This window comes from Aeromicrobium sp. (genome assembly GCF_037719875.1).
Lineage (GTDB): Bacteria > Actinomycetota > Actinomycetes > Propionibacteriales > Nocardioidaceae > Aeromicrobium.
Genome location: NZ_JBBJMJ010000025.1, coordinates 11,696 through 31,805 on the forward strand (window position 1 = coordinate 11,696; position 20,110 = coordinate 31,805).

General features: G+C 66.6%; 19 protein-coding genes. 7 read left to right on the plus strand and 12 right to left on the minus strand.

Features of this window, described 5'->3' with window-relative positions; genetic code table 11:
* Window positions 1–10: 10 nt before the first annotated feature.
* Complete coding sequence (locus WKF39_RS15855; protein ID WP_340390176.1) at window positions 11–2,131, minus strand: transglycosylase domain-containing protein; 2,121 nt, start codon at window positions 2,129–2,131, stop codon at window positions 11–13.
* Between the two features lie 237 nt (window positions 2,132–2,368).
* On the opposite strand from WKF39_RS15855, the gene WKF39_RS15860 reads away from it, so the two are divergent.
* Window positions 2,369–3,196, plus strand: coding sequence for a LysR family transcriptional regulator (locus tag WKF39_RS15860; RefSeq protein ID WP_340390178.1), 828 nt, complete (start codon window positions 2,369–2,371; stop codon window positions 3,194–3,196).
* Complete coding sequence (locus tag WKF39_RS15865; protein WP_340390180.1) at window positions 3,196–4,089, plus strand: serine hydrolase; 894 nt, start codon at window positions 3,196–3,198, stop codon at window positions 4,087–4,089. The genes WKF39_RS15860 and WKF39_RS15865 overlap by 1 nt, the downstream gene beginning before the upstream one ends.
* An 80-nt stretch (window positions 4,090–4,169) precedes the next feature.
* Here WKF39_RS15865 and dnaB read toward each other — a convergent pair whose 3' ends face one another.
* Window positions 4,170–5,582 carry a replicative DNA helicase gene (dnaB, locus tag WKF39_RS15870; RefSeq protein WP_340390182.1) on the minus strand — a complete coding sequence of 471 codons (1,413 nt, stop codon included), beginning with the start codon at window positions 5,580–5,582 and terminating at the stop codon, window positions 4,170–4,172.
* 364 nt (window positions 5,583–5,946) lie between these two features.
* Here dnaB and WKF39_RS15875 point away from each other — a divergent pair, with 364 nt between their 5' ends.
* Entirely contained in the window at window positions 5,947–7,269 is a 1,323-nt protein-coding gene (locus WKF39_RS15875; RefSeq protein ID WP_340390184.1) for an MATE family efflux transporter, read from the plus strand.
* A 4-nt stretch (window positions 7,270–7,273) separates the two neighbouring features.
* Window positions 7,274–7,975, plus strand: a complete 702-nt coding sequence (locus WKF39_RS15880; protein ID WP_340390186.1) for a hypothetical protein — start codon at window positions 7,274–7,276, stop codon at window positions 7,973–7,975.
* On the opposite strand, the gene WKF39_RS15885 is transcribed toward WKF39_RS15880, so the two are convergent.
* From WKF39_RS15885 to rpsF, 5 genes are all read right to left on the minus strand, one after another.
* Entirely contained in the window at window positions 7,959–9,668 is a 1,710-nt protein-coding gene (locus WKF39_RS15885; RefSeq protein ID WP_340390188.1) for an ABC transporter family substrate-binding protein, read from the minus strand. The genes WKF39_RS15880 and WKF39_RS15885 overlap by 17 nt on opposite strands.
* Before the next feature lie 52 nt (window positions 9,669–9,720).
* Window positions 9,721–10,167, minus strand: a complete 447-nt coding sequence (gene rplI / locus WKF39_RS15890; RefSeq protein WP_340390190.1) for a 50S ribosomal protein L9 — start codon at window positions 10,165–10,167, stop codon at window positions 9,721–9,723.
* 11 nt (window positions 10,168–10,178) lie between these two features.
* Window positions 10,179–10,415, minus strand: a complete 237-nt coding sequence (gene rpsR / locus WKF39_RS15895; protein WP_340390192.1) for a 30S ribosomal protein S18 — start codon at window positions 10,413–10,415, stop codon at window positions 10,179–10,181.
* 44 nt (window positions 10,416–10,459) lie between these two features.
* Window positions 10,460–11,011, minus strand: coding sequence for a single-stranded DNA-binding protein (locus tag WKF39_RS15900; protein WP_340390194.1), 552 nt, complete (start codon window positions 11,009–11,011; stop codon window positions 10,460–10,462).
* Window positions 11,012–11,121: 110 nt separating this feature from the next.
* Window positions 11,122–11,412, minus strand: a complete 291-nt coding sequence (gene rpsF / locus WKF39_RS15905; protein WP_340390209.1) for a 30S ribosomal protein S6 — start codon at window positions 11,410–11,412, stop codon at window positions 11,122–11,124.
* A gap of 144 nt (window positions 11,413–11,556) precedes the next feature.
* On the opposite strand from rpsF, the gene WKF39_RS15910 reads away from it, so the two are divergent.
* Window positions 11,557–12,108 (plus strand): MOSC domain-containing protein, encoded by a 552-nt coding sequence (locus tag WKF39_RS15910; RefSeq protein ID WP_340390196.1) that lies wholly within the window; start codon window positions 11,557–11,559, stop codon window positions 12,106–12,108.
* A 22-nt stretch (window positions 12,109–12,130) separates the two neighbouring features.
* Here WKF39_RS15910 and WKF39_RS15915 read toward each other — a convergent pair whose 3' ends face one another.
* Complete coding sequence (locus WKF39_RS15915; RefSeq protein WP_340390198.1) at window positions 12,131–13,198, minus strand: aldo/keto reductase; 1,068 nt, start codon at window positions 13,196–13,198, stop codon at window positions 12,131–12,133.
* A 133-nt stretch (window positions 13,199–13,331) separates the two neighbouring features.
* Between WKF39_RS15915 and WKF39_RS15920 the strand changes: the two genes are divergently transcribed.
* On the plus strand, window positions 13,332–14,288 hold the full coding sequence (locus WKF39_RS15920; protein ID WP_340390199.1) for an alpha/beta fold hydrolase: 957 nt from the start codon (window positions 13,332–13,334) through the stop codon (window positions 14,286–14,288).
* Between the two features lie 32 nt (window positions 14,289–14,320).
* On the opposite strand, the gene WKF39_RS15925 is transcribed toward WKF39_RS15920, so the two are convergent.
* The 4 genes from WKF39_RS15925 to WKF39_RS15940 all read right to left on the minus strand — a co-directional run bounded on the left by WKF39_RS15925 (window position 14,321) and on the right by WKF39_RS15940 (window position 19,390).
* A complete protein-coding gene (locus tag WKF39_RS15925) occupies window positions 14,321–15,154 on the minus strand; it encodes a transglutaminase family protein (RefSeq protein WP_340390211.1) in 834 nt (277 codons plus the stop codon).
* Between the two features lie 82 nt (window positions 15,155–15,236).
* The gene (locus WKF39_RS15930) at window positions 15,237–16,163 is read right to left on the minus strand and encodes an alpha-E domain-containing protein (protein ID WP_340390201.1); all 927 of its coding nucleotides are present in this window, start codon (window positions 16,161–16,163) and stop codon (window positions 15,237–15,239) included.
* Window positions 16,157–17,818, minus strand: coding sequence for a circularly permuted type 2 ATP-grasp protein (locus WKF39_RS15935; protein ID WP_340390203.1), 1,662 nt, complete (start codon window positions 17,816–17,818; stop codon window positions 16,157–16,159). The genes WKF39_RS15930 and WKF39_RS15935 overlap by 7 nt, the downstream gene beginning before the upstream one ends.
* Before the next feature lie 69 nt (window positions 17,819–17,887).
* On the minus strand, window positions 17,888–19,390 hold the full coding sequence (locus WKF39_RS15940) for an MDR family MFS transporter (protein WP_340390205.1): 1,503 nt from the start codon (window positions 19,388–19,390) through the stop codon (window positions 17,888–17,890).
* A gap of 233 nt (window positions 19,391–19,623) precedes the next feature.
* Between WKF39_RS15940 and WKF39_RS15945 the strand changes: the two genes are divergently transcribed.
* Window positions 19,624–20,061, plus strand: a complete 438-nt coding sequence (locus tag WKF39_RS15945) for an HNH endonuclease (RefSeq protein WP_340390207.1) — start codon at window positions 19,624–19,626, stop codon at window positions 20,059–20,061.
* Window positions 20,062–20,110: the final 49 nt, after the last annotated feature.

Sequence of the window (20,110 nt, forward strand, 5' to 3'; positions counted from 1 at the left end):
GCCGAGGGATTCATCTTCGATGCGGGTTGTCGGCAGGCACAGGCGACCTGCGGGCTGGCGGTGTGTCGAATGGGGCACCGGGTAGATGCTCGTCCAGCGCCTGCATGGCTTTGGCCCACATCGGACCGGCGAGCGAGCTGCCACCGACGGTGTCAAAGTCGAGGAAACGGCCGTTGATGGTGGCGTTGACCAGCGAACCGGGGCTGCCGTTCTTCTTGACTCCGGCAATCATGGCGGCGGTGGCGACGTCGGGGGTGTAGCCGGCGTACCAGACGGCCATGTTGTCCTCGGTCGTGCCAGTCTTGCCCGCCGACGGAACGGTGAGTCCTGTCCCGTTCTGATAGCCGTAGCCGCCTGGTTCCTGGACACCGCGAAGAATGTCGTTGATCTGGGCCGCCTGTTCCTCGTTCATCGCTCGCTCGCAAACTGGCTGGTACTTCTTGATGACCTGCCCGTTGGCGTCTGTGATCGTATCGATCGGGCGGGGTTTGCAGTAGAGCCCACCGGACGCGGGAGTTGCGTAAGACGCCGCGACGTCGAGCGGGCTGACATCGGTGACGCCGAGGGTGAACGGTCCGACGTGATCGCGGTCCGGCACGGTGATGCCCATCGCCTCGGCCGCTCGTACGGTGTTGCACAGCCCGGCCTTCTTCTCGAGCTGGGCGAAGTAGGTGTTCACCGACTCGCGCGTGGCGGAGTACAGGTTCTTGGTGCCGGAGGTCGTGGAGTTCTTGACCGGCCATGCGGCCGTCCCGCCGCCGTTGCACGCGAAGTAGCTGCCGGCGGGGACTATCATGCGGGCCGGCGACCGGAAGGTCTGCCCGACATCGATGCCCTGCCGCAGGGCTGCTGCGACCGTGAACATCTTGAACGTCGAACCAGCCGGGAATCCACCGGAGTCGCCGTACTGCCGGGGAACGACGAAGTTGATGAACGACTGTCCCTTCTTCTTGTTGCCCCCCATGGGTCGCGACTGGGCCAGCGACCGCACCTTGCCGGTGCCGGGCTCGACCATGGCGATCGCACCGATCGCGCCGCTGTCCTTGGCCTTGACGGTGTCCTGGACAGCCTTGTTGGCGGCCTTCTGCATCCGGACGTCGATGTTGGCCTTGATCGTGAGACCGCCACGCTCCAGTGCGCGCTGGCGCTCCTCGACGGTGGCGCCCAGTGCGCCCTGGGTCAGGAGGTAGCGACGGACGTAGTCGCAGGAGAATTCAGCGACGGTCGACACGCAGCCGTTGGGGAACTTGGTGATCTTGAGCCCGAGTGGTGCTGCCTTGTGGCGCTTGGCGTCGGCCTCGGTGATCTTGCCGAGCCGGGCCATCACCGCGAGGACGGTGTTGCGGCGGGCGAGGGCCTTCTCGGGATAGACCCCGGGGTCGTACTCGACGGGGTTCTTGACCAGGCCGGCCAGCGTCGCGGCCTGGCGCACGTTGAGCTTGGCCGGGCTGACCGAGAAGTAGTGGTACGAGGCGGCGCTGATGCCGTAGGCGCTGTCGCCGAAGTAGGCGAGGTTGAGGTAGCGCTCGAGGATCTCCTTCTTGGTGTGGTCCTCCTCGTACTCGATCGCGAGCTTGAGCTCACGGATCTTTCGAGCCGTCGACTTCTTGATCGCCGCGAGCCGCTGCTTCTTGGTCGTCGCCTGCGATACGAGGGTCAGCTTGACCAGCTGCTGCGTGATCGATGATCCGCCCTGGGTCTGGCCCTGGGACGCGTTGTTGACGAGCGCGCGCAGGGTGCCCTTGAGGTCGAGCGCGCCGTGGTCGTAGAACCGGGCGTCCTCGATCGAGAGGATCGCGTTCTGCATGAGGGGCGAGATCTTGGCCAGCGGGATGTCCTGCCGGTTCTCCTCGTAGAAGTACGCGATGAGGTCGCCATTGGAAGCCAACAGGCGGGTCGTCTGGGCGCTGGGCTGGTCCTTGAGCTCCAGCGGCAGGTTGACGATGTCGTTGCTGAGGTTGTTCACGGTCGAGGCGAGCAACGCTGTGCCGGGGATGAAGATCGCGGCCAGGAGCACGCCGGCTACAGCCGACAGCAACGCCATCGTGCCCACGATCGACAACGGTCCGTCGTGATCCTTTTCCCGCTGTACGACCTTGCGCAGCGATGAGTGGATTTCGTGCAAAGACATCTGATCGTGCTCCGAACGCTTTGGGGATGAAATTCGGCAGGGCTGAAGGGGCTCTGGTCTTCATCGGAGCTAGGTACGCGGGTCCGAGCACTCGGGTTCGAGGGGAGACTGGCTTGACTCACGTGTCTCGCGCTTGGTGTTTGCAGTAGTCACACCCGAATCCTGAAACGCTGCCAACCCGGTGTCAAAGAGTATTAAGCACCCGGATTGATACTTGATGGGTATCGTGGTCGCCCAATGGATCTCCTTCGGCATCTTCGCTTCTTCACCGCCGTGGCCGAAGCCCGGCACTTTGGTGACGCCGCCCGCGACATCGGAATGACACAACCGCCGTTGTCGCAAGGGATCAAGCGTCTGGAGGATCGCCTGAGCGTGCGTCTGTTCGACCGGGACTCTCGGGGAGTACGAGTCACCTCGGCCGGGCAGTCATTGCTGCCTGCCGCGCGCGAATTGCTGCGCCTCGAGGGCGAGCTGTTTGAGCGGGCGAGCGAGCTTGAGCTTCCACGTCATGCCCGGGTGGGCTTGGCGGGCGACTTGGAAGACTTGATTCCACATGTCGTGGATGTGGTGGTCAAGGCTGGACTCGCCATGGTGCCAACGCTGGCTGGGAGCGTTGATCTGGTCGACCTGCTGCACGAGGGGGAGCTCGATGTGGCTGTCGTGCGACACCCAGGAGTTCTCGACGGACTATCGGGCGGACCGGCACTGGTCATCCCCACCCGTCTGGTGTCCTTGGGGGACCGCGTCAGCGCCCTGAGCAATCTCCTTCCAGTTGCTGTTCCACCGCGGCACCATCAACCGGCCGCCCATGACCAGCTGGTGGACGCGCTACGCCGTCTGGGGCACAGTGGCCGCGTTGTCGAGTCGCCGGACTACGACCAGCGTCGCGCCATGGCCGCTGCGGGCACTGCCTGTCGTCTGGCTCCAGAACTCAACGGCGCTGGTCATGACCAGCAGTTGCCACCGCTACGTCTGCGGGTCGCCGTGCCGCTCGCGACTGGTCGACGTCCAGAAGTTGATCACGACGCCGTGGTTGCGGCGCTTCATCAGGCCCTGACCCCGTGATGAATCAGAACGGAGAGGCCGAGCTCGGCCTGGGGGAGATCGCACGGGACGCCGGCGTGACTGCGTGGATTCACGCGACTCGGCTCACCGGCCCCGCTGAATCAATCGGTCTGGGTGCCACGGTCTCGGTGTCGATCGCGTCGCTCTACAAACTGCCGCTGGCGTTGGTCTGGGCAGATTTGGTCGAGCAGGGGGAGTTGCAGGCGTCGAGCACTGTGAGACTGCGCGCCAAGGAACGCATTTCCGGTCCCACCGGGACCGCGATGCTGCTCGACGACGTGTCCCTCAGCCAACGCGATCTCGTGCGTTTCATGCTCGCCCTTTCGGACAACGCTGCCGGGGACGCCATCTTGGCTCTGATCGGCCGCGACCGAGTGCACGCTCACCTGAAGGCACTCGGCTTGTCCGCGACCTTGATCCGGCAGGGCTCTGCCGAAGCGACTCGGGCTCTTATCCGAGATACAGGCGCTCCCAGCAGGACCGCGGCCGAAGGAGTACTCGCAGATCCTGACCGTGTTTCATACACGTCGCAATACGATTCCGCGCTCGCCAGCGCCGGGTCTGCGGAGGAGCTGACGGCCGTCCTGCGGATCTTGTGGTCACGCGCGGGTGAGTCGTACGAGATGGTGCGCGACGCGATGGCCCATCAGGCCTGGCGACACCGGATCGGGTCGGGGTTTCCGCATGACGACGTGACGGTATGGGGCAAGACAGGATCCCTTGGCCGCCTCCGTCATGAAGTCGCGGTCGTCCAGTATCCGCTGGAGCACCCAGTTGCCGTTGCGGTTCTTACGCGTGCTGCCCGCCCTGAGCGCCACCTCCCACGGGTCGACACGGCGATCGGCGAACTCGCACGGGAGGCAGCGGCACCCCTTCGTCTGCCTGTCTCGTGACCGGCACGGTGCCTCGAGCCGTGAAATGGCTCGTGTGAGCTCACGGAGTTTCGACATCCCATGGCTTCGCCGCGTCTCGCTCAGCCAAAGAAGTCGCCGGCGGCTGCGCCGGGCGGTTCGGCGTCGCGGGCCATCGGGGTGAAGCGCGAGTAGTGGCCCTGGAAGCTGACCGCAACCTTGTTGACCGGGCCTGAACGGTTCTTGGCGATGATGATGTCAGCTTCGCCCGGGCGCTCGGACTCCCCGGCGCCGTGCGCGTCGGGGCGATTGAGCAACAGCACGATGTCGGCGTCCTGCTCGATCGATCCGGACTCACGCAGGTCGGACAGCTGGGGGGTCTTGTCGGTGCGCTGCTCGGAGCCACGGTTGAGCTGGCTGATCGCGACGACCGGGAGCTCGAGCTCCTTGGCCAAAAGCTTGATTTGGCGGGAGAACTCCGAGACCTCGACCTGGCGGTTCTCGACCCGCTTGCCCGATGTCATGAGCTGCAGGTAGTCGATCACGATGAGGCCCAGGCCGTACTGCTTCTTGATGCGCCGAGCCTTGGACCGGATCTCGGGCATCGTCATGTTGGGACTGTCATCGATCACGATGGGTGCACTCTGCACACGGGGCATCGCCTTGCTGATGGCATCCCAGTCGCGCTGGTGCATGCCTCCACCTCGCATGTGGCCGATGCTGACGCGGGCCTCTGCCGAGAGCATGCGCATCGCGATCTCGGCTCCCGTCATCTCCAGCGAGAAGATCGCGCTGGGCACTCCGTGCCGGATCGAGGCCGACCGGCAGAAGTCCAGGCCAAGGGTCGACTTGCCGACACCGGGACGGGCCGCGACGACAATCATCTGACCCGGTCGGAAGCCGGTCGTCAGCTTGTCCAGGTCGGGGAAGCCGGACTGGACACCGGTCATCTGACCGTCGCGTCCCTGGATCTCCTCGATCTCGTCGATCGTGAGACTCATCAGATCGGCGACCGAGCGATAGTCGTCGGCCTGACTCGTGCCGTCGACATCGAGGACCTCGGCCTGCGCGCGATCGACGATCTCGGCGACCTCGCCCTGACCGGCCTGGCCGAGCTGGGCGATGCGTTGACCCACCTCCACCAGACGCCGGAGCACAGCCTTCTCACGGACGATGTCGGCATAGAAGTCGACATTTGCCGCGATCGGCACTCCGGCGACCAGTGTGTGGAGATAGGGAGCGCCGCCAATGCGCCCAACGTCGCCACGACGATGCAGCTCTGCCGCGACAGTGATCGCATCGGCGGGCTCACCGCGGTTGGCCAGGTCGACGATCGTGTCGAAGATCAGCTCGTGCGCGGGGCGATAGAAATCGCGGCCCTGAAGGATGTCCGAGGCCGGATCGATCGCGTTCTTGCTGATGAGCATGGCGCCGAGAACGCTCTGCTCGGCAGCCAGGTCCTGAGGTGGAACGCGACCCGAGCCTGGGTCCTCATCGGGCCCGGACGTTGCCTCATAGAGGTCTGTCACGCTCACAGATTTGGACCCTTCCCCATGTTCGCCACGCTACGCGCCACCACCGTCAAATTGCGGCCGACCCGTCACAGTAGGCCCGTCTGGTCTGGGGTCCAAGGCCGTGCCGCACAGGGGGTGTGTGCAACACCGGAGAAGCTGTGGAAAACGCCGACGACCCATGTGCACAGCCCGTGGACGAAGGTGTGGACAAACGTGTGTGCTTCTTTGCTGTTGCCCCTGTGACCTGCGACGATGTGTATCAGGACGTGTGGAGACAAAATACTTTCGGCCAGTTCTTCGTCCACGGCCGCCTGTTCATACACTTGTCGACAAATCCCGTCACTCTGCCCCCAGTTCACTCTCCCGTCACGTCAGGAAGGCCCCGATGCGCCCCTGGAGTGACGTCGATCGGCAGATCGTTCGGGTCGCAGTGCCGGCGTTCTTCGCCCTGATCACCGAGCCGCTGATGTTGCTGGCCGACACCGCGATCGTGGGCCGTCTGGGAACGCCCCAGCTGGGGGGTCTCGCCGCCGCGTCGGTCGTGCTCGGGACCGCCGTCGGCCTGTGCATCTTCCTGGCGTACGGGAGCACCGCGATCGTGGCCCGCCATCACGGCGCCGGCGACGAGCGGACCGCACTCGACCTCGCGGTGAGCAGTCTGTGGCTCGCAGCCGGCCTCGGTGTCGGCCTCGGTGCGCTCATTGCGGGCACCAGCGGCCTGCTCGCGGACTCTCTGTCGAGCTCGGCCCGTGTCGCGGGCTTCGCGCACGAGTATCTGCTCATCTCGTCGTTGGCACTGCCCGCGATGCTGCTGATCCTGGCAGCGACCGGCGCCATGCGGGGTGTGCTCGACCTCCGGACTCCGCTGATCGCCACGATCGCCGCCAGCATCCTCACCGTCGTGCTCAACCTGACGTTCGTCTATGCGTTCGACTGGGGCATCCGCGGGGCTGCGGCCGGCACGGTTCTGGCTCAATGGTTCGCCGCGGTCTGGCTGGTCACGGTCGTCGTACGCCGGTCACGCCGCGTGCGCGCATCGACGCGGCCACGCCTCGCCGAGATCGTCGACTCCGCCCGTCAGGGGGTCCCCTTGATCGTGCGCACGTTGACCTTGCGCGCTTCGCTCGTCCTCGCGACTCTCGTGGCCGCCGACCTCGGCGACATCCCACTCGCCGCCAACCAGGTCGCGATGTCGCTGGTGACCTTCCTCGCCTTCGGGCTCGATGCCATCGCGATCGCTGGCCAGACGCTCACTGGGCGCACCCTGGGGGCAGGCGACGCGGCGGGCACCCGCGCGCTCACAAGCCGGATGATCGGCTGGGGCATTGCCACGGGGGTCGTGGCCGCGATCGTGCTCGCCATCAGCGCGCCGTGGCTGCCGCAGCTGTTCACCGCCGACCCGGCAGTGCGCGACGCACTCGTCCCCGCGCTGCTCGTGGTCGCGGCGATCCAGCCACTCTCGGCCATCGTCTTCGTGCTGGACGGTGTGCTGATCGGTGCCGGCGACGGCGCCTATCTGGCCAAGGCCGGCCTGCTCGTCCTCGCGGCATATGCCCCGTTGGTGCTCGCCGTGGGCTGGGCCGATGCCGGCTTCACGTGGCTGTGGGTCGCCTACGGAGGATTCATCGCCGCGCGGCTCACGACTTTGTGGCGACGTCAGCGAGGGACGGCGTGGATGGTGCTCGGCACCACCGGTTCGGCACACTGAGTCCATGCAGACCACGCAGGAGTATGCCCCCGGTCGGTTCGTCGACCTCGTCGGTGACGGCGACAGCGGCGTCGCGCTGCTGTGGCACGGGCGCGGCGTCGACAGCCGAACAGCGATGCGACCCCTCACGGATCGGGTGGCCGCCGGCGACGTCCTCGCCGTGGCGGCCGACTGGAGCTCGGAGTCAGCCGACGGCGGGCGGACCGATCTGCTCGGCTCGCTGCGGTTCGCCCGCGAGAACGCCGAGCGCCTTGGCCGTGACCCCAGCTCCGTCGTCCTCGTAGGTTGGTCGCTTGGCGGCACCGCTGCCCTCGGCGTCGCGAGGCACGCCAAGCGACTCGGCATCGCGCTCGGTGGGGTGGTGCTGGTCGGCCCCGGTGACGGCTCGCGGGTCATCGACCCGATCTCGGGAGCGGCGCTGCCCTCGGCATTCCCACCCGGGGCCAGCCGATGCGACGTCGATCTCGTCTATGGCGAGCACGATCCGCTCGCCACACCTGACCTCGTCTCCGGGCTGGAGCTGCGCCTGCGCGCAGCTGGCTGGTCCACGTCCCTCCACTCGGTCGACGCAGACCATGCTGGCGTCGTCGGCGCACGCTACGACGAACGCACTGAGCGCTATCTGCCCTCGACGACGGACGCGAGCGGGGCCGCCGTGCAGACCGTCGCGGACATCGTTGTCGCGGCGGCTACTTCTTCGTCATGAATCCGACGCGGGTCCAGTCGGGCTGCTCGAACTGCGCCGCACCGTAGTTGACCAGTCCGGTGCGCACGGCCACCACGAGAGGGGTGACCGCGAGCGGCACGACAGCCACATCCTCGAACAGCCACTCGTCGAGCTTGGCGATCCGTTTGAATCGCAGCTTGTCGTTGAGCGTCCCCTTGGCGACGTCCCAGCCGTCACCGATGCGCTCCTCGCCAAGGCCCGTGAAGTTCTGGGCCGAATCGACCGGATAGAACAAGGCCTCGGCTGCACCGAGCGGGAAGGCTGACCCGCGGCGCACGAAGTTGACGAGGTCGAAGTCGAGCGCGATGACGTACCGGCTGAAGAACTTCCTCGCCGGGACGGTTCGGACCCGGACGTCGATGCCGACCTTGCGGAGCTGGCTCACGATCAGCTTGGACCGGGCAGTGTTGGCGGGAGTCTTGGCCGGGGAGGGCATCGTCAGCTTGAGGCGCTTGCCCTTGCGGGTGCGGATGCCGTCAGATCCCTTGGTCCAGCCGGCCTTCGTCAGCAGCTTGTCGGCCCTCTGCTGGTCGTAGGCCACGGCAGCCGATGAGTCGACATAGCCCCGCTGACCCGGCACGAGGATCACGCTGCCCAGTGGCGACGCAGGCGCTCCGAGCGGCCCTGATGACTGCTTGCCCACGGCGGAGCGGTCCAGTGCATGGGCCACGGCACGGCGTACGTCGACGTCCTTGAGCGGGCCACGACCCCCGTTGAGGGTGACCTGCGACCACTCGACTCCAGGTGCCCGCTGGACCGCGCCGGACTTTGCGGCCTTGCCGACGGCGTAGGTGCCGGCCTCCAGGTCGACGGCGTCCAGCTCGCCCTCGGCATAGCCCTTGACCAGGACATCGGGACTTGCGGCCTGCCACGTGATGGTCGACAGCTTGGGCCGCTCACCCCACCAGCGCGGATTGGGCTTCTGGGTGACCATGCCCTTGGTCGAGTCGATCGAAGACACCACGAACGGGCCGTTGGACGAGATTGCTCGGGTGCGGAAGCCGGAGTTGAACAGCTTGGGCGACGACGTCACCTTGGCGGGGAGCCGCGGATAGACATAGAGGGGCCACTCCGCGTCGCGGGTCTTGAAGATCACCGAGTAGGTGAACCGGCTCTTGCCCGGCCTGACCTCGGTGATGTCATCGAAACCGGCGCTCGAGGCGACCTCGAAGTCGTCGTCAGAACCGTTCATGGCTTGCCAGTAGGCCACCATGTCCTTGGCCGTGATCGACGTGCCGCCCTGCCAGACCGCCTTGGGGTTGAGGCGCACCTGCACTGTCAGCGGATCCTTGTCGGTGACCTTGACGGACTCGGCATAGTCGGGATCGACCCGCCAGTCTCCGTCGGCGGTGACCCGCACTGCGCCGCCGATCGTCGGCGCGAGGATCCGGCCGGCCTCGGTGCTGACGCCGTCCGGATGCTGCGGGTTGAAGTTGCGCGGGATCACTGTCGCGCCGAGCCGAAGCGTGCCCCCCTGCCGCACCTTGTCGCGCGCCTCTGCCTGCCAGGACGTCCCGGTCCGAGCCGGGCTCTTGGTCGTCGTGGTCGGGCGTGCCGTGGGCTTTTCCTTCTCGCCGCCGGGCAGCAGCGAGCAGCCGGAGAGCACGAGACTTCCGGCGAGGAGGAGGGATGCGGCGCGAGCCGCGTGCCTGCGCATGGTCGGGTGGACCACCAGCGGCGGGTCGGTGCCCCGCTGAAACGGACGCCGACCCGCCGTGGGTGGACTACTTGGAGGCGACCACGTTGAGCTTGACCTGCGCGCTCACGTCAGCGTGCACGCGCACTGAGACCGAGTGGGCTCCCAGCGACTTGATCGGGTTGCCGACCTCGATGCGACGCTTGTCGACCTTGGCACCGGCCTCGGCCAGTGCGCCAGCGATGTCTGACACCGTCACGGCGCCGAACAGACGGCCACCCTCGCCAGCGCGAACCGGCACGTTGATCGGGTTGGCCTCGAGGTTGCCCTTGATGCTCTGGGCCTCCTCGAGGTCGTGGATCGCGTGGGCGGCACGGGCGGCCTGGATGGACTCCACCTGCTTGGCAGCGCCCTTCGACCAACGAATGGCGAAGTTGCGCGGCAGCAGGAAGTTGCGGCCGTAGCCGTCCTTGACCTCGACGATGTCGCCGGGGGCTCCGAGGTTGGTGACCTCATGGGTGAGGATGAGCTTCATCTTCAGTCCCCTTAGCGGCTGGTGGAGGTGTAGGGCAGCAGTGCCATCTCGCGGGCGTTCTTGATGGCCTTGGCGATGAGACGCTGCTCCTGGACGGTGACACCGGTGACCCGGCGCGCGCGGATCTTGCCGCGGTCCGAGATGAACTTGCGCAGAAGCGCGGTGTCCTTGTAGTTGATTTCGGTGACCTTGGCCGCAGTGAGCGGGTTGCTCTTCTTCTTCGGCTTCCGGATGACTGGCTTTGCCATGTTGCTCCTGAACTTGATGCTGACGTGTGTGTGGGCAGTGCTGCCTAGAAGGGGGGCTCGTCGGTCGTGCCGGCGTTGCCGCCCCAGGCGTCAGACCCACCCTGAGCCGGTCCACCCTGTGCTGATCCACCCTGTGCTGCAGGCTGTGTCGACCACGGGTTGCTCTGTGCTCCGCCGCCGCCACCGGCGTTGCCGCCGCCTTGGCCGCCACCAAAATCGCCACCGCCGGAGCGGTTGGCCTTGGTGACCTTGGCCGTGGCGTAACGCAGCGAAGGACCGATCTCGTCGACATTGATCTCGACGCTCGTGCCCTTCGATCCGTCCTGGCGCTCGAAGTTGCGAATGCGAAGGGCGCCCGTCACGATGACGCGCTGACCCTTCTGCAAGGACTCCGCACAGTTCTCGGCGAGCTGGCGCCACGCGGCGCAGCGGATGAACAGCGCATCGCCGTCCTTCCACTCATTCGTCTGCCGGTCGAACGTACGAGGCGTCGACGCGACGGTGAAGTTGGCAACTGCGGCGCCCGAGGGAGTGAACTTGAGCTCCGGGTCGTCGGTGAGGTTGCCGATGACGGTGATGACGGTTTCGCCTGCCATGTGGCGCAGCCTTTCGGGTTTGGGTGTCTGACTCCAGTGAACCGCAGTGGTCGGACAGCCGCGAGGCTTCCGGTGCGGTCCTTGTGGACATCTCTGTCCTTGGGTCGGGCCTACTTCACGTCGGGACGTGTGACCTTCGTACGCACAACCGACTCGTTGAGCGTGAGCTGACGATCGAGCTCCTTGACCGTGGCCGGCTCCGCCTGGAGCTGGACGACGGCGTAGATGCCCTCGTTCTTCTTGTTGATCTCGTAGGCAAAGCGACGCTTGCCCCACACGTCGACGTTCTCGACGGTCCCGCCGTCTTGACGTACGACGTTGAGGTAGGTCTCGAGGCTCGGCGCGACGGTGCGTTCTTCGAGATCACCGTCGAGGATGATCATGACTTCATACGGGCGCAATGACATTCAGTCTCCTTCGGACTAAACGGCTACGGGGCCTCCGTAGCAGGAGTGGGCTGCCAACTGGCAACCGGTGAAGTCTACGGGAACAGCCGGAATGAAAGCCAATCGCACTGCTTTCGCACCATCGCGTAGCGTCGTGGCGTGGAGCTCCAGATCGTGTCACTGCTGGTGTCGCGGGTGCGGCGCTACGAAGGCAGGCCCGGTGACGGGCCCGAGCCCTACGACATACGCGATGAGCTCGTCGAGTCCGCTCGTGTGCGGGCCCACAAGGGGATCGTCGGCGATCGATACTTCGGCTCCCGCTTCACTTTTGCCGCCATGACCCTGATCGCCGCCGAAAAGGTGGAGCAGCTCGAAGACGAGCTCACTGCCGGCCCGTTCGACCCGGCCCTGGCGCGGCGCAACATCGTGACGCGCGGGCTCGATGTCGATGCCCTCGCTCGTACGACCTTCACGCTCGACGCGGGCCACGGACCGATCCGCTTCCGGTCGATGACACCTGCCAATCCCTGCGCGTGGCTCAACACCGTCTACGCGCCCGGGGCCCACCAGGCGATGAGGGGCCATGCCGGTGTCAGGTGCGAACCACTCGACGACGGCGAGCTCTCGGTCGGTCCTGCCATGGTCGCGGACATCGTGCCGATCCCGCCTCAGGAGCTGACCCGCCGGATCAAGGCCGCGCCCACGAGCTGAATCACGGCCGGCAGTGCCGGGGTCAGACCTCGGACGAGGCCGACCAGATGTTGATCCCCGCTTCGCCGGCGAAGCTGTCGATCTCGGTCAGCTCGTCGTCGGTGAAGTCGATGTTCGCGGCCGCCTCGAGGTTCTCATCCAGCTGCTCGACCGACGAGACGCCGATCAGCGCCGAGGTCACCCCGGCGGGACGCAGGGTCCACGAGATCGCCATCTGCGCGAGCGTCTGGCCACGTTTCTTGGCGATACCAGCCAATCCCTTGAGGCGCTCACGGTTCTCCTTGCTGGCCATCGAGGAGTCGAATGACCCGCGGTCCTGCGAGCGCTCCGGGTCGGCGCTCTGGACATAGCGGTCGGAGAGCAACCCCTGGGCCAGCGACCCGAACCCGATCGAGCCGACGCCGTGCTCGGCGAGCACCGTCGTCAGTCCCTGCTCGATCCAGCGGTTGATCATCGAGTAGGACGGCTGGTGGATCACGATCGGCGTGCCGAGGCTCTTGGCGATCGCGACGGCTTCGGACGTGCGTTCCGGGGAGTAGGACGAGATGCCGGCATACAGCGCCTTGCCCTGCCGGACCGCGGTGTCGAGCGCGCCGATCGTCTCCTCCAGCGGGGTGTCCGGGTCTGCGCGGTGGGAATAGAAGATGTCGACGTAGTCGACCGACATCCGGGTGAGCGATGCGTCCAGGCTCGCGAGCAGATACTTGCGCGAACCGCGATCGCCGTAGGGGCCCGGCCACATGTCGTAGCCGGCCTTGGTCGACAGGATCAGCTCGTCGCGATAGGGCGCGAAGTCCGTCCGCATCATGCGGCCGAAGTTCTCCTCCGCCGAGCCGTAGGGGGGACCGTAGTTGTTGGCCAGGTCGAAGTGCGTGATGCCGTGGTCGAAGGCGTGCCGCAGGACGGCCCGCTGGTTGTCGTACGGGAAGTTGTCGCCGAAGTTCCACCACAGACCCAGCGAGAGAGGCGGCAGCAGCAGACCCGACTGCCCGACGCGGCGATAGTCCCAGTGCGTGTAGCGATCCTCCGCAGCGACGTATGGCTGGTGGAGCTCGTGGACGGAGTCGGCGAATGAGGCGGTGTCGGTCATGACTCCACGCTAGGCCGGTACGGCTTCTGCGGCGAATCCCACACGTCGCGACGGGCGTTTGTGGTCAGGACCCCGAACATGCTGTAACTTCGATTTACACATGACTTTCGTCACACGACCTCGAGGTGCCTCCGTGCAACTGCTCCGGCTCGCCGTCTCCACCCTGTCCGCCGCCCTCGTGGTTGCGCTCGTCGGCGCTGCCCCCGCCCAGGCCGCACCGCCGCCGCTGCCCGTTCCCTACACATTCCTCACCTCGGCAGTCATCGCCGGGCTGGCCGTCAACGCCGACCCGCCCGGTGCCAACGACTTCTCGTGCAAGCCGTCCAGCAAGCACCCCAACCCGGTCGTGCTCGTCCACGGGCTGAGCGGCAACAAGGCGACGAACTGGCAGACATACGCGCCCCTGCTTCGCAACGAGGGCTATTGCGTGTTCGCGCTGACCTACGGGCAGCAGTCACAGCTGCCGGCGCCCTACAACCAGGTCTTCGGCGGCTTCACCAAGATGGAGCTCAGCGCCGCCCAGCTCAAGACCTTCGTCGCGAAGGTCCGCAAGGCGACGGGCGCTGCGAAGGTCGACATCGTCGGGCACTCGGAGGGCACGGTGGTGCCCAACTACTACGCGAAGTTCCTCGGCGGGGGCGCGTTCATCGACAAATACGTCTCGATAGCCCCACTGTGGAAAGGCACCAACCCCGCTGGACTTGCCACGCTCTCGACGCTGGGCACGCCGTTCGGGTTGACCCCCGCCCTCGGCCGGGCGCTGGAGCCGTACTTCGCATCCGGGCCTCAGCTGTTGACCGGATCATCGTTCATGAACAAGATGCGGTCAGGCGGCACACCCAAGGTCAAGGGCATCCGCTACACCAACATCGTCACGCGATACGACGAGCTCGTTCTGCCCTACACGAGCGGCATCGAAGCGGGCATGACCAATCACGTGGTGCAGGACTTCTGCGCGATCGACTATGCCGAGCACTTCCAGATCGTCGCCGATCCGGTCGCAGCTGCGCTGGTGCTCAATGCGCTGGACCCGGCACATCCTCGCGCGGTGCCCTGCCGGCTGGTCCTGCCGTTCGTCGGAGGTCTGTAGGAGTCACCGGTGATGGCCGCCGGGCGCTGGGCTCAGCGCAGCCGGGTGATCTCGACGCCGACGAACAGCTCAGAGCCGCCTGACGTCGAGAAGATCCCCCGCAGAGGAGGGCTGTCGCCGTAGTCGCGGCCCTTGGCCACCACGACGTGGCGCGGTCCCGGAGTGATCGAGTTGGTCGGATCCCAGCCGACCCACTCGCCGTCCCACCACTCGATCCAGGCATGCGACTCGCCCTCGACCGCTTCGCCGACGACCGGGTCCGGCGACGGGTGCAGATAGCCCGAGACGTAGCGTGCGGGGATACGCGCCGCCCTCAGGACGCCGAGTGTCAGGTGGGCGAAGTCCTGGCACACACCGGTCTTGGCATCCCACGCATCGGCCGCCGTCGTGGTCACCTCGGTGCTGCCGGGCACATAGGCCACCTGGTCGTGCAGGAACCGCGCAACGCCCATCGCGTAGTCACTCGGACTCGCCGCTTCGACCCGCAGGCTCGACAAGTCCGACAGCAGGGCGGGCGACGGCGCGACCCACGTCGAGAGCTCGAGGAACTCGCACCACTCGTCCTGCACCGCCACGAGGTCCTCCCACGAGGCTCCGTGCGGCTTGGGCGGGGTCTCCTGGGTCTCCACGGTCGAGGTCGAGATGACGGTCAGGTCCGCGTGCGGGTCGTGCACCTCGAACGAGGTCACGGTGGTGCCCCAGTAGTCGCGGTACTCATAGCTCCATGGCGCAGGCGAGATCTCGAGGCGCGAGCGGAGGACATACTGCTCCGGGGTCGCCATCGGGGTCATGCGAGCCTCGTTGAACGAGGCGACCGCACCCTTCTCGTAGTGATAGCCGGTGGTGTGCCGGATCCGCATCTGCATCGTCACGCAGCCGCCCCCGTCGAAGAAGGAGCGTATGGAGCCGCCGGCGTGCTGCGCCCATGGTTCCTTCGCTGGCGCTCATTCACAGCAGGACACCTCCGCTCCAGATGTGCTCTTCGTACTCGGCGAAGTAGCGAGCCGTGACCGCGTCGCTCGCGGCTGCGCAGCTGCGCTGCAACCGCTCCATCTCGACCGGCAGGTCGAACACGATGTCGGCCAGCGGACGATATTCCAGCTCGGTTCGCGCCCGGCCGAGCAGCCGCTGCGCCTCATCGCTGAAGCCCGAGCGCTGACCGCTGCGCTCGAGCTTGGTCAGGGCCTTCTCGGCCTGTTCCAGCGACGACACGATCGAGCGCGGGAACCATCGATCGAGCAACAGGAACTCCGCGGCCTGCCGGTCGGCCTCGATGCCGCGATAGGCGCGGATGAACGACTCGTATGCCCCGCAGGCGCGCAGCGTCGTGGGCCAGGCGACCTGCGGGCCCGACGCCAGCGCCGCGGTCGACATCAGCCGAGCGGTCATGTCGACCCGCTCGATGCTGCGCCCGAGCATGTAGAACTGCCACCCCTCGTCGCGCGACATCGTCGAGTCGGCAATGCCCGAGATCATCGCAGTGCGATTGCGGACCCAGGCGAACATGTCCGGCGACCGCATCGCGCGGGCATTGGGCAGACCCCGCCACGTCGTGTTGATCGCGGCCCAGATGTCGGTCGACAACGTCTCGCGGGCGCGGCGGGCGCTCTCCCGCGCGGCTCCGATGGCCGCGGCGATCGAGACCGGGGAGTCAGCGTTGTGCGCGAGCAGGTCGAGGATCATCCAGCGGTTGGGGACACCGGAGTAGCCCTCGACCCCCATGACCGACAGCAGCTGCTCGCAGGAGGTCCGCTCATCCATGCCCGGGTCCTCGATCAGGACCTGCATCTGGACGTCGAGGATGCGGGCGGTGTCGTCGGCGCGCTCGAGGTAGCGGCCGATCCAGAACAGCGACTGCGCGATGCGGCTCAGCACGAGTCACCTCCGGCATCCTGCTGCTCGGGTCCCACCGCAGGCGGACTCGCCAACGGACGATGCAGACGAGCTTGCTGCTGCTCCTGCTCCTGGACGTGCAGGTCATGTGTCGCGCCGTCGATCGCCGGACCCGCGGACTGGGGCGTGCCGGCGATCATTCTCGCCGTCGGCGCCACCTCGCCCGCGTCGTCGGGATCGGTCGGGCTGGCCAGCACCCAGGTGTCCTTGGAGCCGCCGCCGCGACTCGAGTTGACGATCAGCTCCCCCTCGGGGAGCGCGACCCGGGTCAGCCCGCCGGGCAGGACGAAGACATCGTCGCCATCGTGCACGGCGAACGGGCGCAGGTCGACGTGCCGGGGGCGGATGCCGTCTTCCACCAGGGTCGGCACGGTCGACAACGAGATGACCGGCTGGGCGATCCATGCGCGCGGGTCGAGCAGGATCTTGCTGCGCAGCTCATCCAGCTCGGTTCGGGAGGCGGCCGGCCCGATCACGATGCCCTTGCCGCCGGATCCGTCGACCGGCTTGAGGACCAGCTCGTCGAGCCGGTCGAGCACCTCGTCGCGCTGCTCAGGCTCGCCCATGCGCCACGTGTCGACGTTGCGCAGGATCGGCTCCTCCGACAGGTAGTAGCGGATCAGGTCTGGGACATACGTATAGAGAAGCTTGTCGTCGGCGACACCGTTGCCCACCGCATTGGCGATCGTGACGTGGCCCGCGCGCGCAGCATTGATGATGCCCGGTACGCCGAGGGCCGAGTCTGCCCGGAACTGCACCGGGTCGAGGAACTCGTCGTCGATACGCCGGTAGATCACGTCGACCGGCTCGAGGCCGTTGGTCGTGCGCATCATGACCCGGCCCGAGCGGCACACGAGGTCGCGGCCCTCGACGAGCTCGACGCCCATCGTGCGGGCCAGCAGGGTGTGCTCGAAATAGGCCGAGTTGTAGACGCCGGGGGTCAGCACGACCACGGTCGGATCGTGGACGCCACCTGGCGCCGCCTTGCGCAGGGCCGCCAACAGCTGCTGGGAATACTGCGAGACAGGACGGATGCGGTGGTCGGCGAACACCTCGGGGAGAGCCGCGGACAGCGCCCGACGATTGGTCATGACGTAGGAGACGCCGGACGGCACCCGCACGTTGTCCTCGAGCACGCGGAAGTCGCCATTGCCGTCACGGATCAGGTCGACGCCGGCAACGTGCACGCGTACGCCGTTGGCCGGTTCGAGGCCCGCAACGACGCGGTGGAAGTGCGGCGAGGTCATGACCGTGGCGCGAGGGACGACGCCATCGTTGAACAGCTCGCCCGGCCCGTAGGCATCGGCGAGGAATGCCTCGAGGGCAAGCACCCTTTGGCGCACTCCGCGCTCGACGTGGTCCCAGTCGGCCCCCTCGATCAGGCGAGGGACGATGTCCAGCGGGAACGGTCGCTCCTCACCCTCGACGCCGAACGTGACCCCCTGCTCGAGGTAGGACGAGGCGAGTGAGTCCGCCCGCAGCCGGATCTCCTCGGCACCCATTTTGTCGAAGGACGCGTGGACGGTGCCGTAGTTGTCCCGCACCGTCGAGGAACCCGGCCCGTCGAGATCGCGGGCCATCATCTCATCGAAACCAACGACAGGGCCGTAGCCGTCGAAGAGGTCTGGGATGTCCACGCGTCCACCGTAGGACAGGTTCGTCGACGCCGTGTTTTCGGGTGGGCCCTCGCGGCCTGCGCTATCCGTTCAGTGCGTCGGGCTCACCGGCTGGTCCACCTTGGCAGGCAGGAGCAGCGAGAACGCAACGACCACCGCGCCGAACACCGAGCCGGCGATGAACGCCCATTGCAGACCTCCGATGAACGCCTCGTTCGCCGTCGATCCGCCAGACATGAGGCTCTCCGAGCGGTTCTCGAGGATCACCACGAGTGCCGCGGTCCCGACTGCACCAGCAACCTGCTGGAGGGTGCCGAGGATCGAGCTGCCGTGCGAATACAGCTCAGGTGGCAGAGCGCCCAGTCCGAGTGTGAACACCGGGGTGAAAATCGACGCGAGGCTGACCATGAGCAGGATGTGCAGGCCGAGCAGCAGCGCGTACGGGGTGTCGGCGTCGATGACGCGGCTCATGGTGAACAACGCGACGACCATCAAGATGGAGCCGGGGATCACCAGGGGCCGTGCGCCGATCCTGTCGTAGATGCTGCCGACGCGCGGGCCGAGCAGCCCCATCGCCAGTCCGCCCGGCATGACCAGCAGGCCCGTCTGCATCGCCGACAGTCCCCGCAGGTCCTGCAGGTAGAGCGGCAACAGGATCATCGAGCCGAGGAACGCCATGAACGCGGTCGACATCAACACCAGGGTCACTGTGAACGTACGGTGCTTGAACGCCCGCAGGTCGAGCAGCGGGCTGCCGGTGCGCTGGAGGCGCAGCTGCCAGAACGTGAACAGTGCGACCAGAGCGGCGCCGCCGCCGATCAACAGCGTCAGCTGGCCGGCACTGCGCGCGCCCACCTCGCTCAGACCGTAGACCAGCGCACCGAAGCCGAGCGCGGCAATGACGACGCTGAACCAGCTGACCGGTGCCGTGTTGGTCTCGCCGACATTCTTGAGATGTCTCAGGCTGAGCACCGAGACGATGACAGCCACGGGCAGCACGAAGGCGAAGATCAGTCGCCACGAGCCGATCTGGAGGATGAGGCCGGAGAGCGCCGGACCCATGGCGGGCGCGACCGAGATCGCGAGCATCATGTTGCCCATGACGCGCCCCCTGGCCTGCTCAGGGACGACGGTCATGACCGTGGTCATGAGCAGCGGCATCATCACCGCGGTGCCCGCGGCCTGGACCGCCCGGCCGACGAGCAACATCTCGAAGATGGGCGCCGTACCGCAGATGATCGTGCCGATACCGAACGTCGTCATCGCGAGCGTGTAGGCGGCGCGGGTGGTCACCCGCTGCAAGAACCAGCCGGTCACCGGGATGACTGCGGCCATCGTCAACATGAAGATCGACGAGATCCACTGCGCACCTCGCGCCGTCACCTCGAAGTCGGCCATGAGACGTGGCATCGCGTTGATCATGATCGTCTCGTTGAGGATCACGACGAAGGTCGCCGCCACCAGGAGCTTGATGACGAGTGGGGTCTTCTCCGTGTCGACGGGCCCGTCGGAAGTCGGGGTGAGCTCGGCCTGGAGCTCGGCGAGGTCGGGCTCTGTCGACGCTGCGGGAGCGCCCTCGGTGTGCGCGGTCATGGCTGGTCCTTCTATTCGATGTGCTGGGGGCCGGTCGACACCCTTTACCTACACGACGAACCAATGGTCGCCACTTCGACATTCGGATCAGACATTCCGACCGACGCACTTCTGCTGGCAACAAGGGCACGGCCGGACATATTCCGACTTCGGCGACACAGGTTGAGATTCACCTTCTGTTGAGCATTTGCCTGTGCCGACGGCTACGCTTTCGCTGAGAAAGGGGCCGGCTCATGGCGGATGCGTACGTCTTGGTGCTCAACGCGAGCTATGAGCCCCTGCAGCGTGTCTCGATGCGGCACGCGATCAAGATGCTCGTCCGTGAGGTCGCCGTCATCGAGGAGGAGGCCGGCGGTACGTTCGGCCCGTTCCCGGTTCCGAAGGTCCTGCGCCTCGTCCGCTATGTCGTGACCCGATGGATGCACCGCCGCTCCAACCTCTGCACCAAGAGTGCGATCAAGGCGCGCGACAAGATGTGCGCCTATTGCGGCGGCCGGGCTGAGACCGTCGACCACATCGTCCCGCGCAGCCGTGGGGGCACCCTGACGTGGGACAACGCCGTCGCCGCGTGCGTGCGGTGCAACCACCGCAAGGCCGACCGCACACCCGCCGAGGCGGGCATGGCCCTCCTGGTCACGCCAAGGCAACCGCGGGTCGTCGTCGTGGCCTAGGTGTTCTGTCCTGCCAGGTTGGGAACGAGGTCGGCTGGTGATGCGCCTT

Excerpts from the sequence above, each read along its gene's own strand:
- WKF39_RS15945 (WP_340390207.1), top strand. The coding sequence starts at position 19,624 with ATGGCGGATGCGTACGTCTTGGTGCTCAACGCGAGCTATGAGCCCCTG.
- WKF39_RS15915 (WP_340390198.1), bottom strand. The coding sequence starts at position 13,198 with ATGACCGACACCGCCTCATTCGCCGACTCCGTCCACGAGCTCCACCAG.
- WKF39_RS15875 (WP_340390184.1), top strand. The coding sequence starts at position 5,947 with ATGCGCCCCTGGAGTGACGTCGATCGGCAGATCGTTCGGGTCGCAGTG.
- WKF39_RS15940 (WP_340390205.1), bottom strand. The coding sequence starts at position 19,390 with ATGACCGCGCACACCGAGGGCGCTCCCGCAGCGTCGACAGAGCCCGAC.
- WKF39_RS15880 (WP_340390186.1), top strand. The coding sequence starts at position 7,274 with ATGCAGACCACGCAGGAGTATGCCCCCGGTCGGTTCGTCGACCTCGTC.
- WKF39_RS15855 (WP_340390176.1), bottom strand. The coding sequence starts at position 2,131 with ATGTCTTTGCACGAAATCCACTCATCGCTGCGCAAGGTCGTACAGCGG.
- WKF39_RS15865 (WP_340390180.1), top strand. The coding sequence starts at position 3,196 with ATGAATCAGAACGGAGAGGCCGAGCTCGGCCTGGGGGAGATCGCACGG.
- WKF39_RS15925 (WP_340390211.1), bottom strand. The coding sequence starts at position 15,154 with ATGCAGATGCGGATCCGGCACACCACCGGCTATCACTACGAGAAGGGT.
- rplI (WP_340390190.1), bottom strand. The coding sequence starts at position 10,167 with ATGAAGCTCATCCTCACCCATGAGGTCACCAACCTCGGAGCCCCCGGC.
- WKF39_RS15900 (WP_340390194.1), bottom strand. The coding sequence starts at position 11,011 with ATGGCAGGCGAAACCGTCATCACCGTCATCGGCAACCTCACCGACGAC.
- rpsR (WP_340390192.1), bottom strand. The coding sequence starts at position 10,415 with ATGGCAAAGCCAGTCATCCGGAAGCCGAAGAAGAAGAGCAACCCGCTC.
- WKF39_RS15860 (WP_340390178.1), top strand. The coding sequence starts at position 2,369 with ATGGATCTCCTTCGGCATCTTCGCTTCTTCACCGCCGTGGCCGAAGCC.